Annotated in this window: 14 protein-coding genes; 8 read left to right on the top strand and 6 right to left on the bottom strand. The window is 56.9% G+C overall.

What is annotated here, in order from left to right; all coding sequences use genetic code 11:
• Positions 1–113: 113 nt before the first annotated feature.
• The gene (gene ubiT, locus V6942_RS11595; protein ID WP_106927200.1) at positions 114–638 is read left to right on the top strand and encodes a ubiquinone anaerobic biosynthesis accessory factor UbiT; all 525 of its coding nucleotides are present in this window, start codon (positions 114–116) and stop codon (positions 636–638) included.
• Positions 632–1,135, top strand: a complete 504-nt coding sequence (locus V6942_RS11590; RefSeq protein ID WP_106927197.1) for a GNAT family N-acetyltransferase — start codon at positions 632–634, stop codon at positions 1,133–1,135. The genes ubiT and V6942_RS11590 overlap by 7 nt, the downstream gene beginning before the upstream one ends.
• Here the strand turns inward: V6942_RS11590 and V6942_RS11585 are convergent.
• A complete protein-coding gene (locus tag V6942_RS11585; RefSeq protein ID WP_106927195.1) occupies positions 1,122–1,406 on the bottom strand; it encodes a GIY-YIG nuclease family protein in 285 nt (94 codons plus the stop codon). The genes V6942_RS11590 and V6942_RS11585 overlap by 14 nt on opposite strands.
• Before the next feature lie 54 nt (positions 1,407–1,460).
• On the opposite strand from V6942_RS11585, the gene V6942_RS11580 reads away from it, so the two are divergent.
• Positions 1,461–1,886 (top strand): YhbP family protein, encoded by a 426-nt coding sequence (locus V6942_RS11580; protein ID WP_106927193.1) that lies wholly within the window; start codon positions 1,461–1,463, stop codon positions 1,884–1,886.
• On the opposite strand, the gene V6942_RS11575 is transcribed toward V6942_RS11580, so the two are convergent.
• The 3 genes from V6942_RS11575 to V6942_RS11565 all read right to left on the bottom strand — a co-directional run bounded on the left by V6942_RS11575 (position 1,883) and on the right by V6942_RS11565 (position 5,454).
• Entirely contained in the window at positions 1,883–3,319 is a 1,437-nt protein-coding gene (locus tag V6942_RS11575; protein WP_106927191.1) for a Cu(+)/Ag(+) sensor histidine kinase, read from the bottom strand. The two genes, V6942_RS11580 and V6942_RS11575, sit on opposite strands and share 4 nt — an antisense overlap.
• Positions 3,309–3,992: a copper/silver response regulator transcription factor gene (locus V6942_RS11570; RefSeq protein WP_106927189.1), complete on the bottom strand. Its 684-nt coding sequence runs from the start codon at positions 3,990–3,992 to the stop codon at positions 3,309–3,311. Before V6942_RS11570 ends, V6942_RS11575 begins: the two co-directional genes overlap by 11 nt.
• 175 nt (positions 3,993–4,167) lie before the next feature.
• Positions 4,168–5,454, bottom strand: coding sequence for an ABC transporter substrate-binding protein (locus tag V6942_RS11565; RefSeq protein ID WP_106927187.1), 1,287 nt, complete (start codon positions 5,452–5,454; stop codon positions 4,168–4,170).
• A 507-nt stretch (positions 5,455–5,961) separates the two neighbouring features.
• Between V6942_RS11565 and V6942_RS11560 the strand changes: the two genes are divergently transcribed.
• The 5 genes from V6942_RS11560 to V6942_RS11540 all read left to right on the top strand — a co-directional run bounded on the left by V6942_RS11560 (position 5,962) and on the right by V6942_RS11540 (position 12,876).
• On the top strand, positions 5,962–7,344 hold the full coding sequence (locus V6942_RS11560; protein ID WP_333501274.1) for a Cu(I)/Ag(I) efflux RND transporter outer membrane protein: 1,383 nt from the start codon (positions 5,962–5,964) through the stop codon (positions 7,342–7,344).
• A 22-nt stretch (positions 7,345–7,366) separates the two neighbouring features.
• On the top strand, positions 7,367–7,711 hold the full coding sequence (locus V6942_RS11555; RefSeq protein ID WP_106927183.1) for a copper-binding protein: 345 nt from the start codon (positions 7,367–7,369) through the stop codon (positions 7,709–7,711).
• A gap of 5 nt (positions 7,712–7,716) precedes the next feature.
• On the top strand, positions 7,717–8,976 hold the full coding sequence (locus V6942_RS11550) for an efflux RND transporter periplasmic adaptor subunit (RefSeq protein ID WP_333501273.1): 1,260 nt from the start codon (positions 7,717–7,719) through the stop codon (positions 8,974–8,976).
• Positions 8,969–12,112, top strand: coding sequence for a CusA/CzcA family heavy metal efflux RND transporter (locus V6942_RS11545; protein WP_106927180.1), 3,144 nt, complete (start codon positions 8,969–8,971; stop codon positions 12,110–12,112). The genes V6942_RS11550 and V6942_RS11545 overlap by 8 nt, the downstream gene beginning before the upstream one ends.
• Before the next feature lie 125 nt (positions 12,113–12,237).
• Positions 12,238–12,876, top strand: coding sequence for an NAD(P)H-binding protein (locus V6942_RS11540; protein ID WP_333501272.1), 639 nt, complete (start codon positions 12,238–12,240; stop codon positions 12,874–12,876).
• A 22-nt stretch (positions 12,877–12,898) separates the two neighbouring features.
• Here V6942_RS11540 and dolP read toward each other — a convergent pair whose 3' ends face one another.
• Together dolP and diaA are read right to left on the bottom strand one after the other, a co-directional pair.
• A complete protein-coding gene (dolP, locus tag V6942_RS11535; protein WP_106927175.1) occupies positions 12,899–13,474 on the bottom strand; it encodes a division/outer membrane stress-associated lipid-binding lipoprotein in 576 nt (191 codons plus the stop codon).
• 9 nt (positions 13,475–13,483) lie between these two features.
• On the bottom strand, positions 13,484–14,074 hold the full coding sequence (diaA, locus tag V6942_RS11530; RefSeq protein ID WP_064542037.1) for a DnaA initiator-associating protein DiaA: 591 nt from the start codon (positions 14,072–14,074) through the stop codon (positions 13,484–13,486).
• Positions 14,075–14,082: the final 8 nt, after the last annotated feature.

Genomic DNA, 14,082 nt, shown 5'->3' with positions numbered 1-14,082 from the left:
TTGATTGCGCCAATAATCCCTCTGTCTCACGACATAATTGTTGATTTACGCCGCTATGTCGTTTATCTGATATGGCAAAATAACGGAACTATTGCATTCAGGGAGTAAAGCTTGTGTTGGATAAACTGCGTTCACGTCTGGTTCATGTTGCTCCGACTTTAATGAGCGTTCCGGTAAAATTGACGCCGTTCGCGCTTAAGCGTCAGGTGCTACAACAGGTGTTAAGCTGGCAGTTCCGCCAGGCGCTAAACGATGGCGAACTGGATTTTCTCGACGGCCGCTGGTTAAGCATTGAGGTGCGTGATATTGGCCTGAAATGGTTCACCTCCGTTGAGAATGAACGTCTTATCGTGAGCGATGCTGCCCAGGCAGACGTGAGCTTTAGCGCGGACGCCAGCGATTTGCTGATGATCGCCGCGCGTAAACAGGACCCGGATACGCTCTTTTTCCAGCGTCGGCTGGTGATTGAAGGCGACACGGAGCTGGGTCTTTATGTCAAAAATCTGATGGATGCTATCGAGCTTGAGCAGATGCCAAAAGCGCTGCGCGTGATGCTGATGCAGCTGGCTGATTTCGTTGAAGCTGGCCTAAAATCACCATCAGAAACTAAACATACATCGGTAGGTGAGCCATGCTGATTCGAGTAGAAATTGGAATTGATGCCCCGGGCATCGACGCGCTGCTGCGTCGGACCTTCAACCGTGACGGCGAAGCCAATCTGGTACGCGAGCTGCGCGAAGACGGTCTGATCACGCTGGGCCTGGTGGCTACGGATGATGAAGGCCATGTGGTGGGCTATGTGGCATTTAGCCCGGTCAGCATTGAAGGCGAAGAGCTACAGTGGGTCGGTCTGGCTCCGCTGGCGGTCGATGAAGCCTATCGCGGCCAGGGGCTGGCGCGTCAGATGGTCTATGAAGGTCTGGATTCACTCAACGAGTTCGGCTATGCGGCGGTCGTCACGCTTGGCGATCCGGCGCTGTACGGGCGCTTCGGCTTCGAACGGGCGTCCCAGTACGATCTGCGTTGTCGTTGGCCGGGGACCGAAGAAGCGTTTATGGTGCACCGTCTGGCCGACGATGCGTTAAACGGCGTGCACGGCCTGGTGGAATACTCTGACCACTTTAACCGTTTCTAAGGCTGTCCAGTAACGTTTCAAACGAACCGTCACCTGCGACGAGGCGCTCTTTCTGGCGCTTCGTTAGCTGTTTAATGCGGTACTCCAGGCGTAGTGCCAGCGAGTGCTCGCCCACTTCACCGGAAAATGCCAGCCGCAGCGCGCCTTTGCCGCGCAGCGCCTTCGCGCCTTTACCGCTCTGATGCTGGTGAAATCGCCGTTCAACATCGGTGGTGATACCGGTGTACAATTTGTCGTCCTCGGTGCGGACAAGATAAAGAAACCAACGCACGTGTGCCAACCTGTCTGTGTAGGTGAGCGCACCATAGCATATCGGAGAGAACAGATGGAAACGCTGGCAACCATCAGCCGCTGGCTGTCGAAACAACATGTCGTAGGCTGGTGCGTAGCGAATGAGGGCGAGCTGTGGTGTGCCAATGCGTTCTACGTCTACGACCCGCAGAGGGTGGCGTTTTATCTGCTGAGCGAAGAAACCACCCGCCATGGCCAGATGACCGGCAAACAGGCCTCGGTGGCCGGGACGGTCAACGGCCAGCCGAAAACGGTGGCGCTGATTCGCGGCGTGCAGTTTAAAGGGCAAATTCGTCTGCTTGAGGGCGAAGAGGCCGATGAGAAGCGCGCGCTATACGTCCGTCGCTTCCCGGTGGCCCGCATGCTCTCTGCCCCGGTATGGGAGCTACGTCTCGACGAGCTAAAGTTTACCGACAATACCCTTGGCTTCGGCAAAAAACTACACTGGCTGCGCGACTAAAGCCGCGGCAGCTCCAGCGTAAAGCGCGTGGCGACGGTATCGGAGGTCACGCCAATCTTCCCGCGATGCGCCAGTACGATCGATTTTACGATCGCCAGACCAATCCCGCTGTTTTCCCCTTTCCGCTGGCGCGACGGATCGACCCGGTAAAAACGATCGAACAAACGCGGCAGATGCTCTGCCGCAATCGGCGTACCGGGATTCTCGACACAGTACTCCACCCAGCCGCCTTTCTCGCTGACCTGTACGGTGACCGACATTCCACGCGGAGTGTAACGGATAGCATTGGAGAGCAAGTTGTTGATCACCCGGCGAATCATAAGCGGATCGCCCGATATCAACGACGGCTGCCCTGCAAACCTCAGCGTCACTTCACGTTCTTCCGCCCAGGCTTCAAAGAACTCAAATACCTTCATCGTTTCACTTTGCAGATCCAGCGGTACACGCTCGGGGATCAGCAGATTTTCATCGGCCTGCGCCAGAAATAGCATATCGCTGACCATCTTCGCCATCCGGTTGTACTCTTCGAGGCTGGAGTACAGCACGTCTTCCAGCTCCTTGACCGTTCGCGGCTGGCTGAGCGCTATTTCGGTTTGAGTCAGCAGATTGGTAATCGGCGTGCGGATTTCATGGGCGATATCGGCCGAGAAGTTGGCCTGTCGACGGAATACATCTTCGATCCGGCCGATCATCTGGTTGAACGACATCACCAGCTGTTCCAGTTCGATCGGCACCCTGGACGGATCCAGCCGCACGTCGAGATTTTCTGAGGTAATACTTTTAATCTCATGGCTGACGTCGCGCAGCGGCTGGTGGCCCTTGCGCACGGCGATCAGCACGATCACGATAATCAACAGGCTGATGACGGCAGCAATCATCATCAGGTTGCGTTTTAGCGCATCGAGATAATGCAGATGAAAGTCGATCGACAGCGCGGTCAGCAGGGTGTAGGTCCGATCCTTTGCCTGGAGGGTGGAGGCGATGACCCGATAGGTTGTGGGGTGCTGAGCGCTCACGGCATGTTCTGCCATCGGACGCATCGCGCTGCCGGTCCAGCGGAACATTTGCCCGGACTGACGTTCACGAGTGAAACGATCGCTGGTGAGAATCGGCGACAGATCCGGCCCGCCCGGTGAGTGGTAGAGATGGGCGTTATCCGGCGTGGCGAGCAGCACGGCGGTGTTGCGATAGCCCGCCAGCACATTGTTAATATTCGCGAGCTTCTCCGCTTCTGAGGTATCAGGTGCGGTCAGCAGCGCGTTCAGCGTCGCGTTAACTTGCTTCAGGTCGCTGACATCCTGCTCAGCGAAGTGTTGCTCCACCGAGTGCAGCATGATGCCGGTGAAGGCGGCAAAGGCGATGACGGTGGCCAGGCTGATAAAAAAGGTCAGACGCGTTGCCAGCGAGAACGGGCGGCGCAGGCTAGCCTTCATCCCTAACCTCAAGCACGTAGCCCACGCCGCGTACGGTCTGAATCAGTTTGGGCGAGAAGTCGTTATCAATTCTGGCACGCAGACGTTTGACGGCGACGTCGATAACGTTGGTGTCGCTGTCGAAGTTCATATCCCAGACCTGTGAAGCAATGAGCGAGCGGGGCAGCACTTCTCCCTGATGGCGGAGAAAGAACTCCAGGAGCGTAAACTCTTTACTGGTTAGCGTGATGCGGGTATCGCCGCGGGTGACTTTGCGCGAGACCAGATCGAGCGTAAGGTCGGCCACCTGAAACTGACTTTCGACAATGGCGGCCGCGCCGCGCCGCAGCAGAGTGCGCACGCGCGCCAGCAGTTCGGCAAAGGCGAACGGCTTGACCAGATAATCGTCGGCACCCAGTTCCAGCCCCTTCACCCGTTGCTCAATTGTGCCCAGCGCGGTGAGCAGCAGAATCGGCATCCCTTTATTGGCGGCGCGCAGCATGCGCACGATATCCCAGCCGTTAACGTCCGGCAGCATGATATCCAGCACAATCAGATCGTAATCGGCGGTCATGGCCAGATGATAGCCGTTGAGGCCATTGTCGGCGTGATCCACCACGAAGCCTGCTTCCGTCAGCCCCTTGCACAGGTACTGCCCGGTTTTGACTTCGTCTTCTACCACCAGAATTTTCACGCGTCCTCCGTCGCTGCTGTGTGATGGGGCCATTCTAATGAGGTGTAAGGAGTGACGGAAGAAAAAAGCCCGTCCTGATGTTACCTGTAGTCCGCAGAGCAGTGACGCCGCCATCGGGCAGCCTGAGCCAGGCAGCCCGATGGCGCTACGCTTATCAGGCCTACAAGCGTTGGTATTACTCCGCCCACGCGTTCTGCCGTTTCAGCTCCTCGTTGACCTTGTCGTTGAGCGTCTTGAGTACCGCCGGAATATCGCCCTCGCAATCGGCATAAATTTTGTTAAAACCGTCGGCGGTGATCTGCCTTACCGGGATCCAGTTTGGGATCTGCGGCATGTAGCGCCCTTCCTTCGCGTAGGTTTCCGCAAACACTTCCCAGCGCGGATCGTCATGGTAATCCTTGATGTTCAGCGTTTTATTGATCGGCAGGCGGACGATCGGCATCGAGGTACTGTCGGTCGCCATACCGATCTTCTGGCCTTCTGGTGAAATTAAAAACTCGAGGAATTTTTTAGCCGCCGCTTTGCGCTGGCTGGTTTTCATCAGGAATGCCGTGGTGCCTTCGGCCATCGACGCTGCGCCGCCGGGGCCCGCCGGCGGGGGGACTACGGTATAGGTCGCTTTACCCGGATCTTTATCAAACAGGGCAATATGGTACGGGCCGGAGGAGTACATCCCGCTTTGTCCGGAACGGAAGGCCGTGTTCGCATCGGCAGTGGTGTGATTAATCGCGCCCGGCTGTGCAAGCCCTTCGCAAACCATGCTTCGCATAAATGTCATGGCGGCGACCGCTTCCTGGCCGTTGAGCGCGGCCTTAAATTTTCCCGGCTGGGTGGCAACCAGATAATTACCGCCCGCCTGCCACAGATAGGAAGATGAAAATGAGCTGGCATAGCCGCGGGTGGTCGATAGCGGCATGGTAAAGCCGTAGGTATCATTCTTACCGTTACCGTCAGGATCGTTGCGGGTGAACGCCTGCGCCACGTTTTTCAGTTCATCCCAATTGGTGGGGGCCTTGAGGTTAAGCTTGTTGAGCCAATCCTGGCGGATAAACAGCGCATAGGTATGCGCCGACGTTGGGACGCCGTAGTACTTACCGTCCGGGAGCTGTGCGGATTTCCACGCCGTCTCGTAAACATCGCCGCCGCCTTTCAGTTCGCCGGGTTTGATTTCATCGACGATACCTAGCTGCACCATCTGGCCGACAATAATGGCGTCGTTGAAAACCACGTCCGGCAGCGCGTTGCCGGTTGCCGCGCGCGCCAGTCGCTGGTCAAAGTCGGTGACGGCGTTGAAGTACTTGATGGATATCCCTGTCTCTTTCTGGAACTGGTCGGCGAGTTTTTGGTAAATCACTTTTGAATCATTGCTGGCGCGTATCCAGACGTCGAGCTGTTCGCTGAAGGCATTTTGTGAAAGGGCACATAACAAGGCTAAACCAAGCGCTTTTGTTCTGAATTTCATAGAGAGACTCCGGTTTTGCGATAGGTATTATTTTCATCCCTGAACAGAGGTAAGGATTGCTGAAAAGGAAAACGAAAGTGATGATAGGAGCGCTATTTGTATGAAACAATGTTCTATTATGGCTAACCGGTAAATATCGTATCGTTATGCGGTGCGTCTCACAGAGAAAATGCAGAGAATTCTTTCGGGGAAATATAACCTCTTGAAAAAGTTATCTTGCTTTTTTTTTAATAAAAATACTTATTTGTCATTCAGACGTTAATTTGTGAGCAATCTGGCATATTATTGAATAAATGTGATCGCGGTTAATTTCTTTCCACCGATATTCCCTTTTTTTATGTTCGTAAAAGCTAATTTATTTTTTCTGCACGACTTTTCGCTGTGCGGATCACGTTATCTCAGGCCTTAAATGACAACTTTGTCATTATCCTGTCAGGCTGCAAACAGAGTCGCTCCCGTAAGGTAATTGCCAGGCCAGCCCTTTTCCTTGGCCATACAGGACGTGACATGTTGAAAGTAAAACCGCTGACGCTGCTGATGGCGTTGTTTCTGGCCGGGTGCGTCTCGCTGGCGCCGGACTATCAACAGCCGGAAAATACCGTGCCCGAGCAATTCTCGCTGTCTTCGGGAGCGCTGGTGCCAACCGGCACCCGCTGGCAGGAGACCGGCTGGCAATCGTTTTTCGCCGATCCGCAGGCAAAGCGGCTGATTGACATTGCGCTGCGTAACAACCGTGACTTACGTATGGCGGTACTCAACGTTGAGGCCGCGCGCGCGCAGTATCAGGTCACCGACGCCGGGCGTTATCCGCAGCTGGATGGCACTGCGGACGCCAGCTATAAAGGCGACCTGCAGGACAATAACCCCACCGATAAAGGCTACGCGACCGGGTTGAACCTGAGCTATGAGCTCGACTTTTTCGGCAAGCTGAAAAACATGAGCGAAGCTGACAGGCAGAACCTCTTCGCCAGTCAGGCGGCCCAGCGCGCCGCGCAAATTACCCTGGTGACCAGCGTTTCGCAGGCCTATTTCAACCAGCGTCGGCTGGCCGCACAGCTGGCGATCGCCAAAGAGACGCTGCGTAACTATCAGCAGTCGTACGGTTTTGTTGAACAGCAGTTGGTCACTGGCAGTACCAATGTGCTGGCTCTGGAACAGGCGCGCGGCGTGATAGAAAGCACCCGTGCGGACATCGCTAAGCGTGAAGGCGAGCTGGCGCAGGCCGGCCATTTACTGCAGCAACTGCTGGGTACCTACAGCACGCCGCTAAGCGATAGCGCGCAAAGTGAGGCGGTGAACCCGCTGGTGCTGCCAGCAAACCTGCCGTCAGCGATTCTGCTTCAGCGCCCGGACATCATGGCGGCGGAGCACCAGCTGCGTGCCGCTGATGCCAATATTGGCGTGGCGCGTGCGGCATTTTTCCCCTCCATCACCCTAACCAGCGGTGTCTCAACCAGCAGCTCGGCGCTCTCCAGCCTGTTTAACGCAGCAAGCGGTATGTGGAGCTTTGTGCCGAAGGTTGATCTGCCCATTTTCAACGCCGGGCGTAATGAAGCCAATCTGGCGCTGGCAAAAGTGAAGCAGCGTCAGGCCGTGGTGGCCTATGAGCAAAAAATTCAGGCGGCGTTTAAGGATGTGGCCGACGCACTCTCGCTGCGCGACAGTATTCAGGGGCAGCTGGCGGCCCAGCGGCGTTATTTATCCTCGCTGCAAATCACCTTACAACGCGCACGTGGTTTATATGCCAGCGGTGCGGTGAGCTATATCGAGGTACTCGATGCTGAGCGCTCAATATTCACCACGCAGCAAGCCATTCTCGATTTAATTTATTCCCAGCAGGTTAACGAAATCAATTTATTCACCGCCCTTGGCGGCGGCTGGAAAGCATAAAACTTATTCAGGAGTCTTAAATATGCGTCACTTTACCACTCTGCTTGGCGGTATTTTTATGGTTATGACGATGAACGTTCAGGCGACAGAAATGCAGCATGACGGTCATGGATCCATGACGACGATGAATGCGCAACCCACGGTTATTCAGGGAACCGGGATTGTGAAGTTAATTGATCGACAGGCGAAGAAAATCACCATTGCGCACGATGCGATTGCGGCAATCGGCTGGCCGGCGATGACCATGCGTTTTACCTACGCTGAACCGACGGCGGCAATCGAGCAGCTTAAAGCGGGTAGCCAGGTGGATTTCAGCTTTATCCAACAGGGAAATATTTCCCTTCTTCAGGACATTAAGACGCGCTGAACGCTATGACCAACGCACAATTCAAATACGCCGTGACGATCGTCTGTAGCCTGATAGTCGGCGGAATAGCCGCGGTGATGATGGGCCACCTGTCGACCCCGGCGGAACATGCCCATGCGCAGCCAGCCGAGCGTAAGGTGCTCTACTGGTACGATCCGATGAAGCCGGATGTCCGCTTTGATAAACCGGGTAAGTCGCCGTTCATGGATATGGACCTGGTGGCAAAGTACGCCGACGAGGGCGGTGAGGCCTCCGCGAATGGCGTACGCATCGACCCTACTCAGGTGCACAACTTAGGGCTACGCACCGTGGCGGTCAGCAAGGGGCGGCTGAGCGACAGCCAGACGCTCCCGGCTAACGTCAGCTATAACGAGTACCAGTTTGTGATTGTACAGGCGCGTGCGGAAGGCTTTATCGAAAAGGTTTATCCGCTGACGGTGGGGGATACGGTCCACAAGGGCGCGCCCTTAGTCGAGGTCACTATCCCATCGTGGGTCGAGGCGCAGAGTGAATACCTGCTGCTGGCGAACTCGGGCGGAACGCTAACTCAGCTGGATGGCGTGCTCGAGCGCCTGCGGCTGGCGGGGATGCCGGAGGCAGACATCCAGCGTATGCGTGCCACTCGCCGGGTGCAGACGCGCTTTACGCTCACCGCACCAATTGATGGCGTGCTGACCGCCTTTAGCCTGAAAAGCGGCATGAATATCGCCAAAGACAACGTGGTGGCACAAATCCAGGGCATGGACCCGGTCTGGATCAGCGCCGCCGTACCGGAGTCGATGGCCTGGCAACTGAAGAATGCCGCCCAGTTCCGCATCGCGATCCCTGCTTATCCGGATAAAACTTTCCCTATCCAGACGTGGTCGGTACTGCCGAGCGTCGATCCGACGACGCGTACCGTACAGGTACGTTTGCAGATCAATAACCGCGATGGGCTGCTTAAGCCCGGCATGAATGCCTCGCTGAAACTGCAAAGCCAAAGCGATGAGATGCTGCTCATCCCCTCGCAGGCGGTGATTGATACCGGTGACGAGCAGCGGGTCATTACCGTTGGCCCGGACGGTGAATTTATCCCGAAGACAATCCAGGTGCTGCACGAATCCCGGCAGCAGACGGGGATTGCCGGTGGTCTGGTCGAGGGGGAGTCGGTGGTCCTCAACGGCCTGTTCCTGATTGACTCTGAAGCGAACATCAGCGGCGCGTTAGACCGTATGCGCCGCGCCGCCGACGCCCACGCCGGGCACTCAGGAGGCGGTAATGATTGAATGGATAATCCGGCGCTCGGTGGCAAACCGTTTCCTGGTCATGATGGGCGTGCTGTTTTTAAGCCTCTGGGGAGGCTGGACCATACTGAATACGCCAGTGGATGCGCTGCCGGACCTCTCGGATGTACAGGTTATCGTTAAAACTAACTATCCAGGGCAGGCGCCGCAGATTGTGGAAAACCAGGTGACTTATCCGCTGACGACCACCATGCTTTCGGTCCCGGGGGCGAAGACTGTCCGCGGCTTCTCGCAGTTTGGGGCCTCTTACGTGTACGTCATCTTTGAAGACGGGACGGATTTGTACTGGGCGCGCTCGCGCGTGCTGGAGTACCTCAACCAGGTGCAGGGGAAACTGCCGCAGGGCGTCAGCTCGGAGATTGGCCCTGATGCGACCGGCGTCGGTTGGATCTTTGAGTACGCGCTGGTGGACAAAAGCGGTAAGCACGATCTGGCCGCGCTGCGATCGTTACAGGACTGGTTCCTGAAGTACGAGCTGAAAACGATCCCTAACGTTGCCGAAGTGGCGTCAATCGGCGGCGTGGTAAAACAGTATCAGGTGCAGGTCGACCCGATGAAGCTCGCCCAATACGGCATCAGCCTCAGCGACGTCAAACAGGCGCTCAGCACGTCTAACCAGGAGGCGGGCGGTTCATCAGTAGAGATTGCCGAAGCCGAATACATGGTACGCGCAACCGGATACCTGAAGAGCCTGGCAGACTTTAACCATATCGTTTTGAAGGCGGGTACCGACGGCGTACCGGTGTATCTGCAGGATGTGGCGCGCGTGCAGATCGGTCCGGAAATGCGTCGTGGTATTGCCGAACTAAATGGTGAAGGCGAAGTGGCGGGCGGCGTTGTCCTGCTGCGTTCGGGCAAGAACGCCCGAGAAGTGATTACGGCGGTGAAAGACAAGCTGGCCGCGCTGCAAAAAAGCCTGCCTGATGGCGTTGAGGTGGTGACCACCTACGACCGTAGCCAGCTGATTGACCGGGCAATTGACAATCTGCGCGGCAAGCTGATTGAGGAATTTATCGTTGTGGCGGTCGTGTGTGCGCTATTCCTCTGGCACGTCCGTTCGGCGCTGGTGGCCATTGTCTCGTTGCCGCTGGGGCTGTGCATTGCCTTTATCGTCATGCACTTCCAGGGACTGAATGCCAATATCATGTCGCTCGGCGGTATTGCGATTGCGGTTGGGGCGATGGTGGACGCGGCGATCGTGATGATCGAAAACGCCCACAAGCGGCTGGAGCACTGGCAGGAAGCGCATCCCAACGTGCAGATGGATAACGCCACGCGCTGGAAAGAGATTACCGACGCGGCGGTCGAAGTCGGGCCGGCGCTGTTTATCAGCCTGCTGATCATCACTCTGTCGTTTATCCCGATCTTTACCCTCGAAGGGCAGGAGGGGCGGCTGTTTGGCCCGCTGGCGTTTACCAAAACCTACGCCATGGGCGGGGCTGCGGCGCTGGCGATCGTGGTGATCCCTATCCTGATGGGGTTCTGGATCAAAGGCCGGATCCCGGCAGAGTCGCGCAATCCGCTGAACCGCGTGCTGATAGCCTTGTATCATCCGCTGCTGCTGAATGTATTGCGCTGGCCAAAGCTGACGCTGGTGGTCGCGCTGCTGTCGATGTTGACCGTGCTCTGGCCGCTTAGCAAGGTGGGCGGCGAGTTTCTGCCGAAAATTAACGAAGGCGATCTGCTCTACATGCCCTCCACGCTGCCGGGCATTTCTCCGGGCCAGGCGGCGGTGCTGCTACAGCAGACTGATAAGCTGATAAAGACGGTACCGGAGGTGGCATCGGTGTTTGGCAAGTCGGGAAAAGCGGAAACGGCGACCGACTCCGCGCCGCTGGAGATGATTGAAACCACCATCCAGCTCAAGCCGCAGGATCAATGGCGCCCGGGGATGACGCTCGACAAAATCATTGATGAACTGGACGCCACCGTGCGCCTGCCGGGCCTGGCGAACCTGTGGGTGCCACCGATTCGTAACCGTATCGATATGCTCTCTACCGGCATTAAAAGTCCCATTGGTATCAAAGTGTCGGGCACGTCGCTGGCGGATATCGATGACGTGGCGCAGCGTATTGAAACCGTGGCGAAAACCGTGCCCGGGGTCGTCTCTGCGCTGGCAGAGCGGCTGGAAGGTGGGCGCTATATTGATGTGGATATCGACCGGCAGAAAGCGGCCCGTTACGGCATGACCGTTGGCGATGTACAGCTGTTCGTCTCATCGGCGATCGGCGGCACGACGGTGGGGGAGACCGTGGAGGGCGTGGCACGCTACCCGATTAATATTCGTTATCCGCAGGGCTTCCGCGATGGCCCAACGGCGCTGCGTCAGCTACCGATTCTGACGCCGGCAAAGCAGCAGATTACGCTGGGGGATGTGGCGCAGGTGAAGGTGGTTTCCGGGCCAACGATGCTGAAAACGGAAAATGCGCGTCCCACCAGTTGGATTTACATCGACGCCCGCGGCCGCGATATGGTGTCTGTGGTGCATGACCTGCAAACGGCGATTAGCCAGCAGGTCACCCTCAAACCGGGGACCAGCGTGGCGTTTTCCGGCCAGTTTGAACTGCTGGAGCACGCGAATAAAAAGCTTAAGCTGATGGTGCCGATGACGGTAATGATTATCTTCATTCTGCTCTATCTGGCATTCCGGCGGGTAGAAGAGGCGATGCTGATCCTGATGAGCCTGCCGTTTGCGCTGGTGGGCGGTATCTGGTTCTTGTACTGGCAAGGGTTCCATATGTCGGTAGCGACCGGCACCGGGTTTATCGCCCTGGCAGGGGTGGCGGCAGAGTTTGGCGTGGTGATGTTGATGTATCTGCGCCACGCCGTCGAGGCCGACCCTAAACTGCAGCGCCCGCAAACTTTTACCGAGCAAGGGCTGGACGACGCGTTGTACCATGGGGCGGTGCTGCGCGTGCGGCCAAAGGCGATGACGGTTGCCGTGATTATTGCCGGGTTATTGCCCATACTATGGGGGACAGGCGCAGGATCTGAGGTGATGAGCCGCATCGCCGCGCCGATGATAGGGGGGATGATCACTGCGCCGCTGCTGTCGTTGTTTATCATTCCGGCAGCCTATAAATTGATATGGTTACATCGGCACAGGCGTAGTTTGTAGGCCGGATAAGGCGGTTACGCCGCCATCCGGCAATGTGCACCGTATTGCCTGATGGCGCTGCGCTTATCATGCCTACAAACTACAAACGGTGAACTATTCGATTCCAGGGAAATAGGGAGACCCTCATGCACTACGTCCTCATTACCGGTGCCACCGGCCTTGTTGGTGGGCACTTACTTAACTTACTTCGCCGGGCGTCGCAGGTTGAATCCATCGTCGCACCTACGCGCCATCCGCTGGAGGATGTCTTCGGCATCGATAATCCGCATCATCCGGATCTCAGCGCCGCGCTGGCGCAGATAGACTCACCGATCGATACCGTCTTTTGCTGTCTTGGCACGACGATACGCGACGCAGGTTCAAAAGCCGCGTTCACCCACGTTGACTACGATCTGGTGCTGGAGACCGCACAAACCGGTTTACGCTTGGGCGCAAAGCAAATGCTGGTGGTGAGCGCGATGGGGGCTAACGCCCATTCACCGTTTTTCTACAATCGCGTGAAGGGTGAAATGGAGTCGGCCTTAATTGAACAAGGCTGGCCGCGATTGACGATTGTGCGTCCTTCGATGCTGCTGGGCGAACGCCGCGCGCCGCGCTTAAACGAGCGCCTGCTGGCACCGTTGTTCAGCCTGCTACCGGGGAACTGGAAATCCATTGCTGCTCAGGATGTGGCGAAAGCGATGCTGAAAATGGCGAAGAATCCGGGGACATCACCGGTAACGATTCTGACGTCACGCCAGCTCAGAGAAACTGCCCGGCAGTGAACCTACCGGGCGAACGTACGGATTACTGAATGTAGGTAAATGCGGTGGTGACGCGCTTCACGCCGCTCACGCGGCTGGCGATGTCAGCCGCTGCTTTCCCTTCGCGGTCGGTCACCAGGCCCATCAGGAACACTTCTCCATTCTCGGTGGTGGCCTTCACGTTGGACGATTTGACCTGATCGCTGGTTAACAGCTGCGAACGTACTTTAGTGGTGATCCAAGTATCGGACGACGAGGTTCCCAGGCTAATCGGCTGGCCCTGGCGCACTTCGTTAAACACCTCGGTCGCGCCATCGACGCCCACCGCAATCTGCTTCGCCCGTGTGGCGAGGCTGAGGTCCGGCGCCTGGCCGGTCAGCAGGACTTTGCCCTGATAAGCCGTCACGTTAATGCGCGCTTCTTTTTTAATCTGCTCGTCTTTTGACAGAGCGCTGTTCACGCGAAGCTCCAGCGTGCTGTCATCGACCTGAGTCCCCACCGTTCGCGGGTCAGTTGCGGCTTTGGTCCCCACTGCAGCGGTGCCGACAACGGCGGCTGCAATGCATCCCTGGAGCAGCAGTGCGGAAATAAGGACCGCGAGGGTCGAAATTACCTTCATGTGTTCTCCTTAGTCGTCCTGGTGTGGGAAAAGGGTGTTATCAATTAAATCGCACAGGCAGTTAACCGTGAGCATGTGCATCTCCTGGATGCGCGCGCTGCGATGCGACGGGATGCGAATTTCCACATCCTGCTGGCCCAGCAGGCCCGCCAGCTCGCCGCCGTCGTAGCCGGTCAGGGCCACGATGGTCATATCGCGGGTCACCGCGGCTTCGACCGCTTTCACAATATCGCGACTGTTACCGCGCGTGGAAATCGCCAGCAGAACGTCCCCGGCGTGGCCCAGCGCGCGTACCTGCTTGGCATAAATTTCATCATGCAGACGATCGTTGGCAATTGCCGTTAAGACCACGTTATCAGTATTAAGTGCAATCGCGGGTAAACCGGGACGCTCGGTTTCATAACGGTTAATCATGCAGGCCGCAAAATGCTGTGCGTTGGCCGCGGATGAACCGTTACCACAACAGAGAATTTTGTTGCCGTTCAGCAGCGATTGTACCAGGGTCATCGCTGCTCGGGAGATAGCGTCCGGGAGCGCTTCCGCCGCCGCAATTTGGGTCTGGATGCTTTCAGTGAAGCACACTTTGATTCTTTCGAGCACGATATCCC

The organism is Kluyvera genomosp. 2, from assembly GCF_036759865.1.
Lineage (GTDB): Bacteria > Pseudomonadota > Gammaproteobacteria > Enterobacterales > Enterobacteriaceae > Kluyvera > Kluyvera ascorbata_B.
This window is presented reverse-complemented; position numbering and strand designations above follow the sequence as displayed.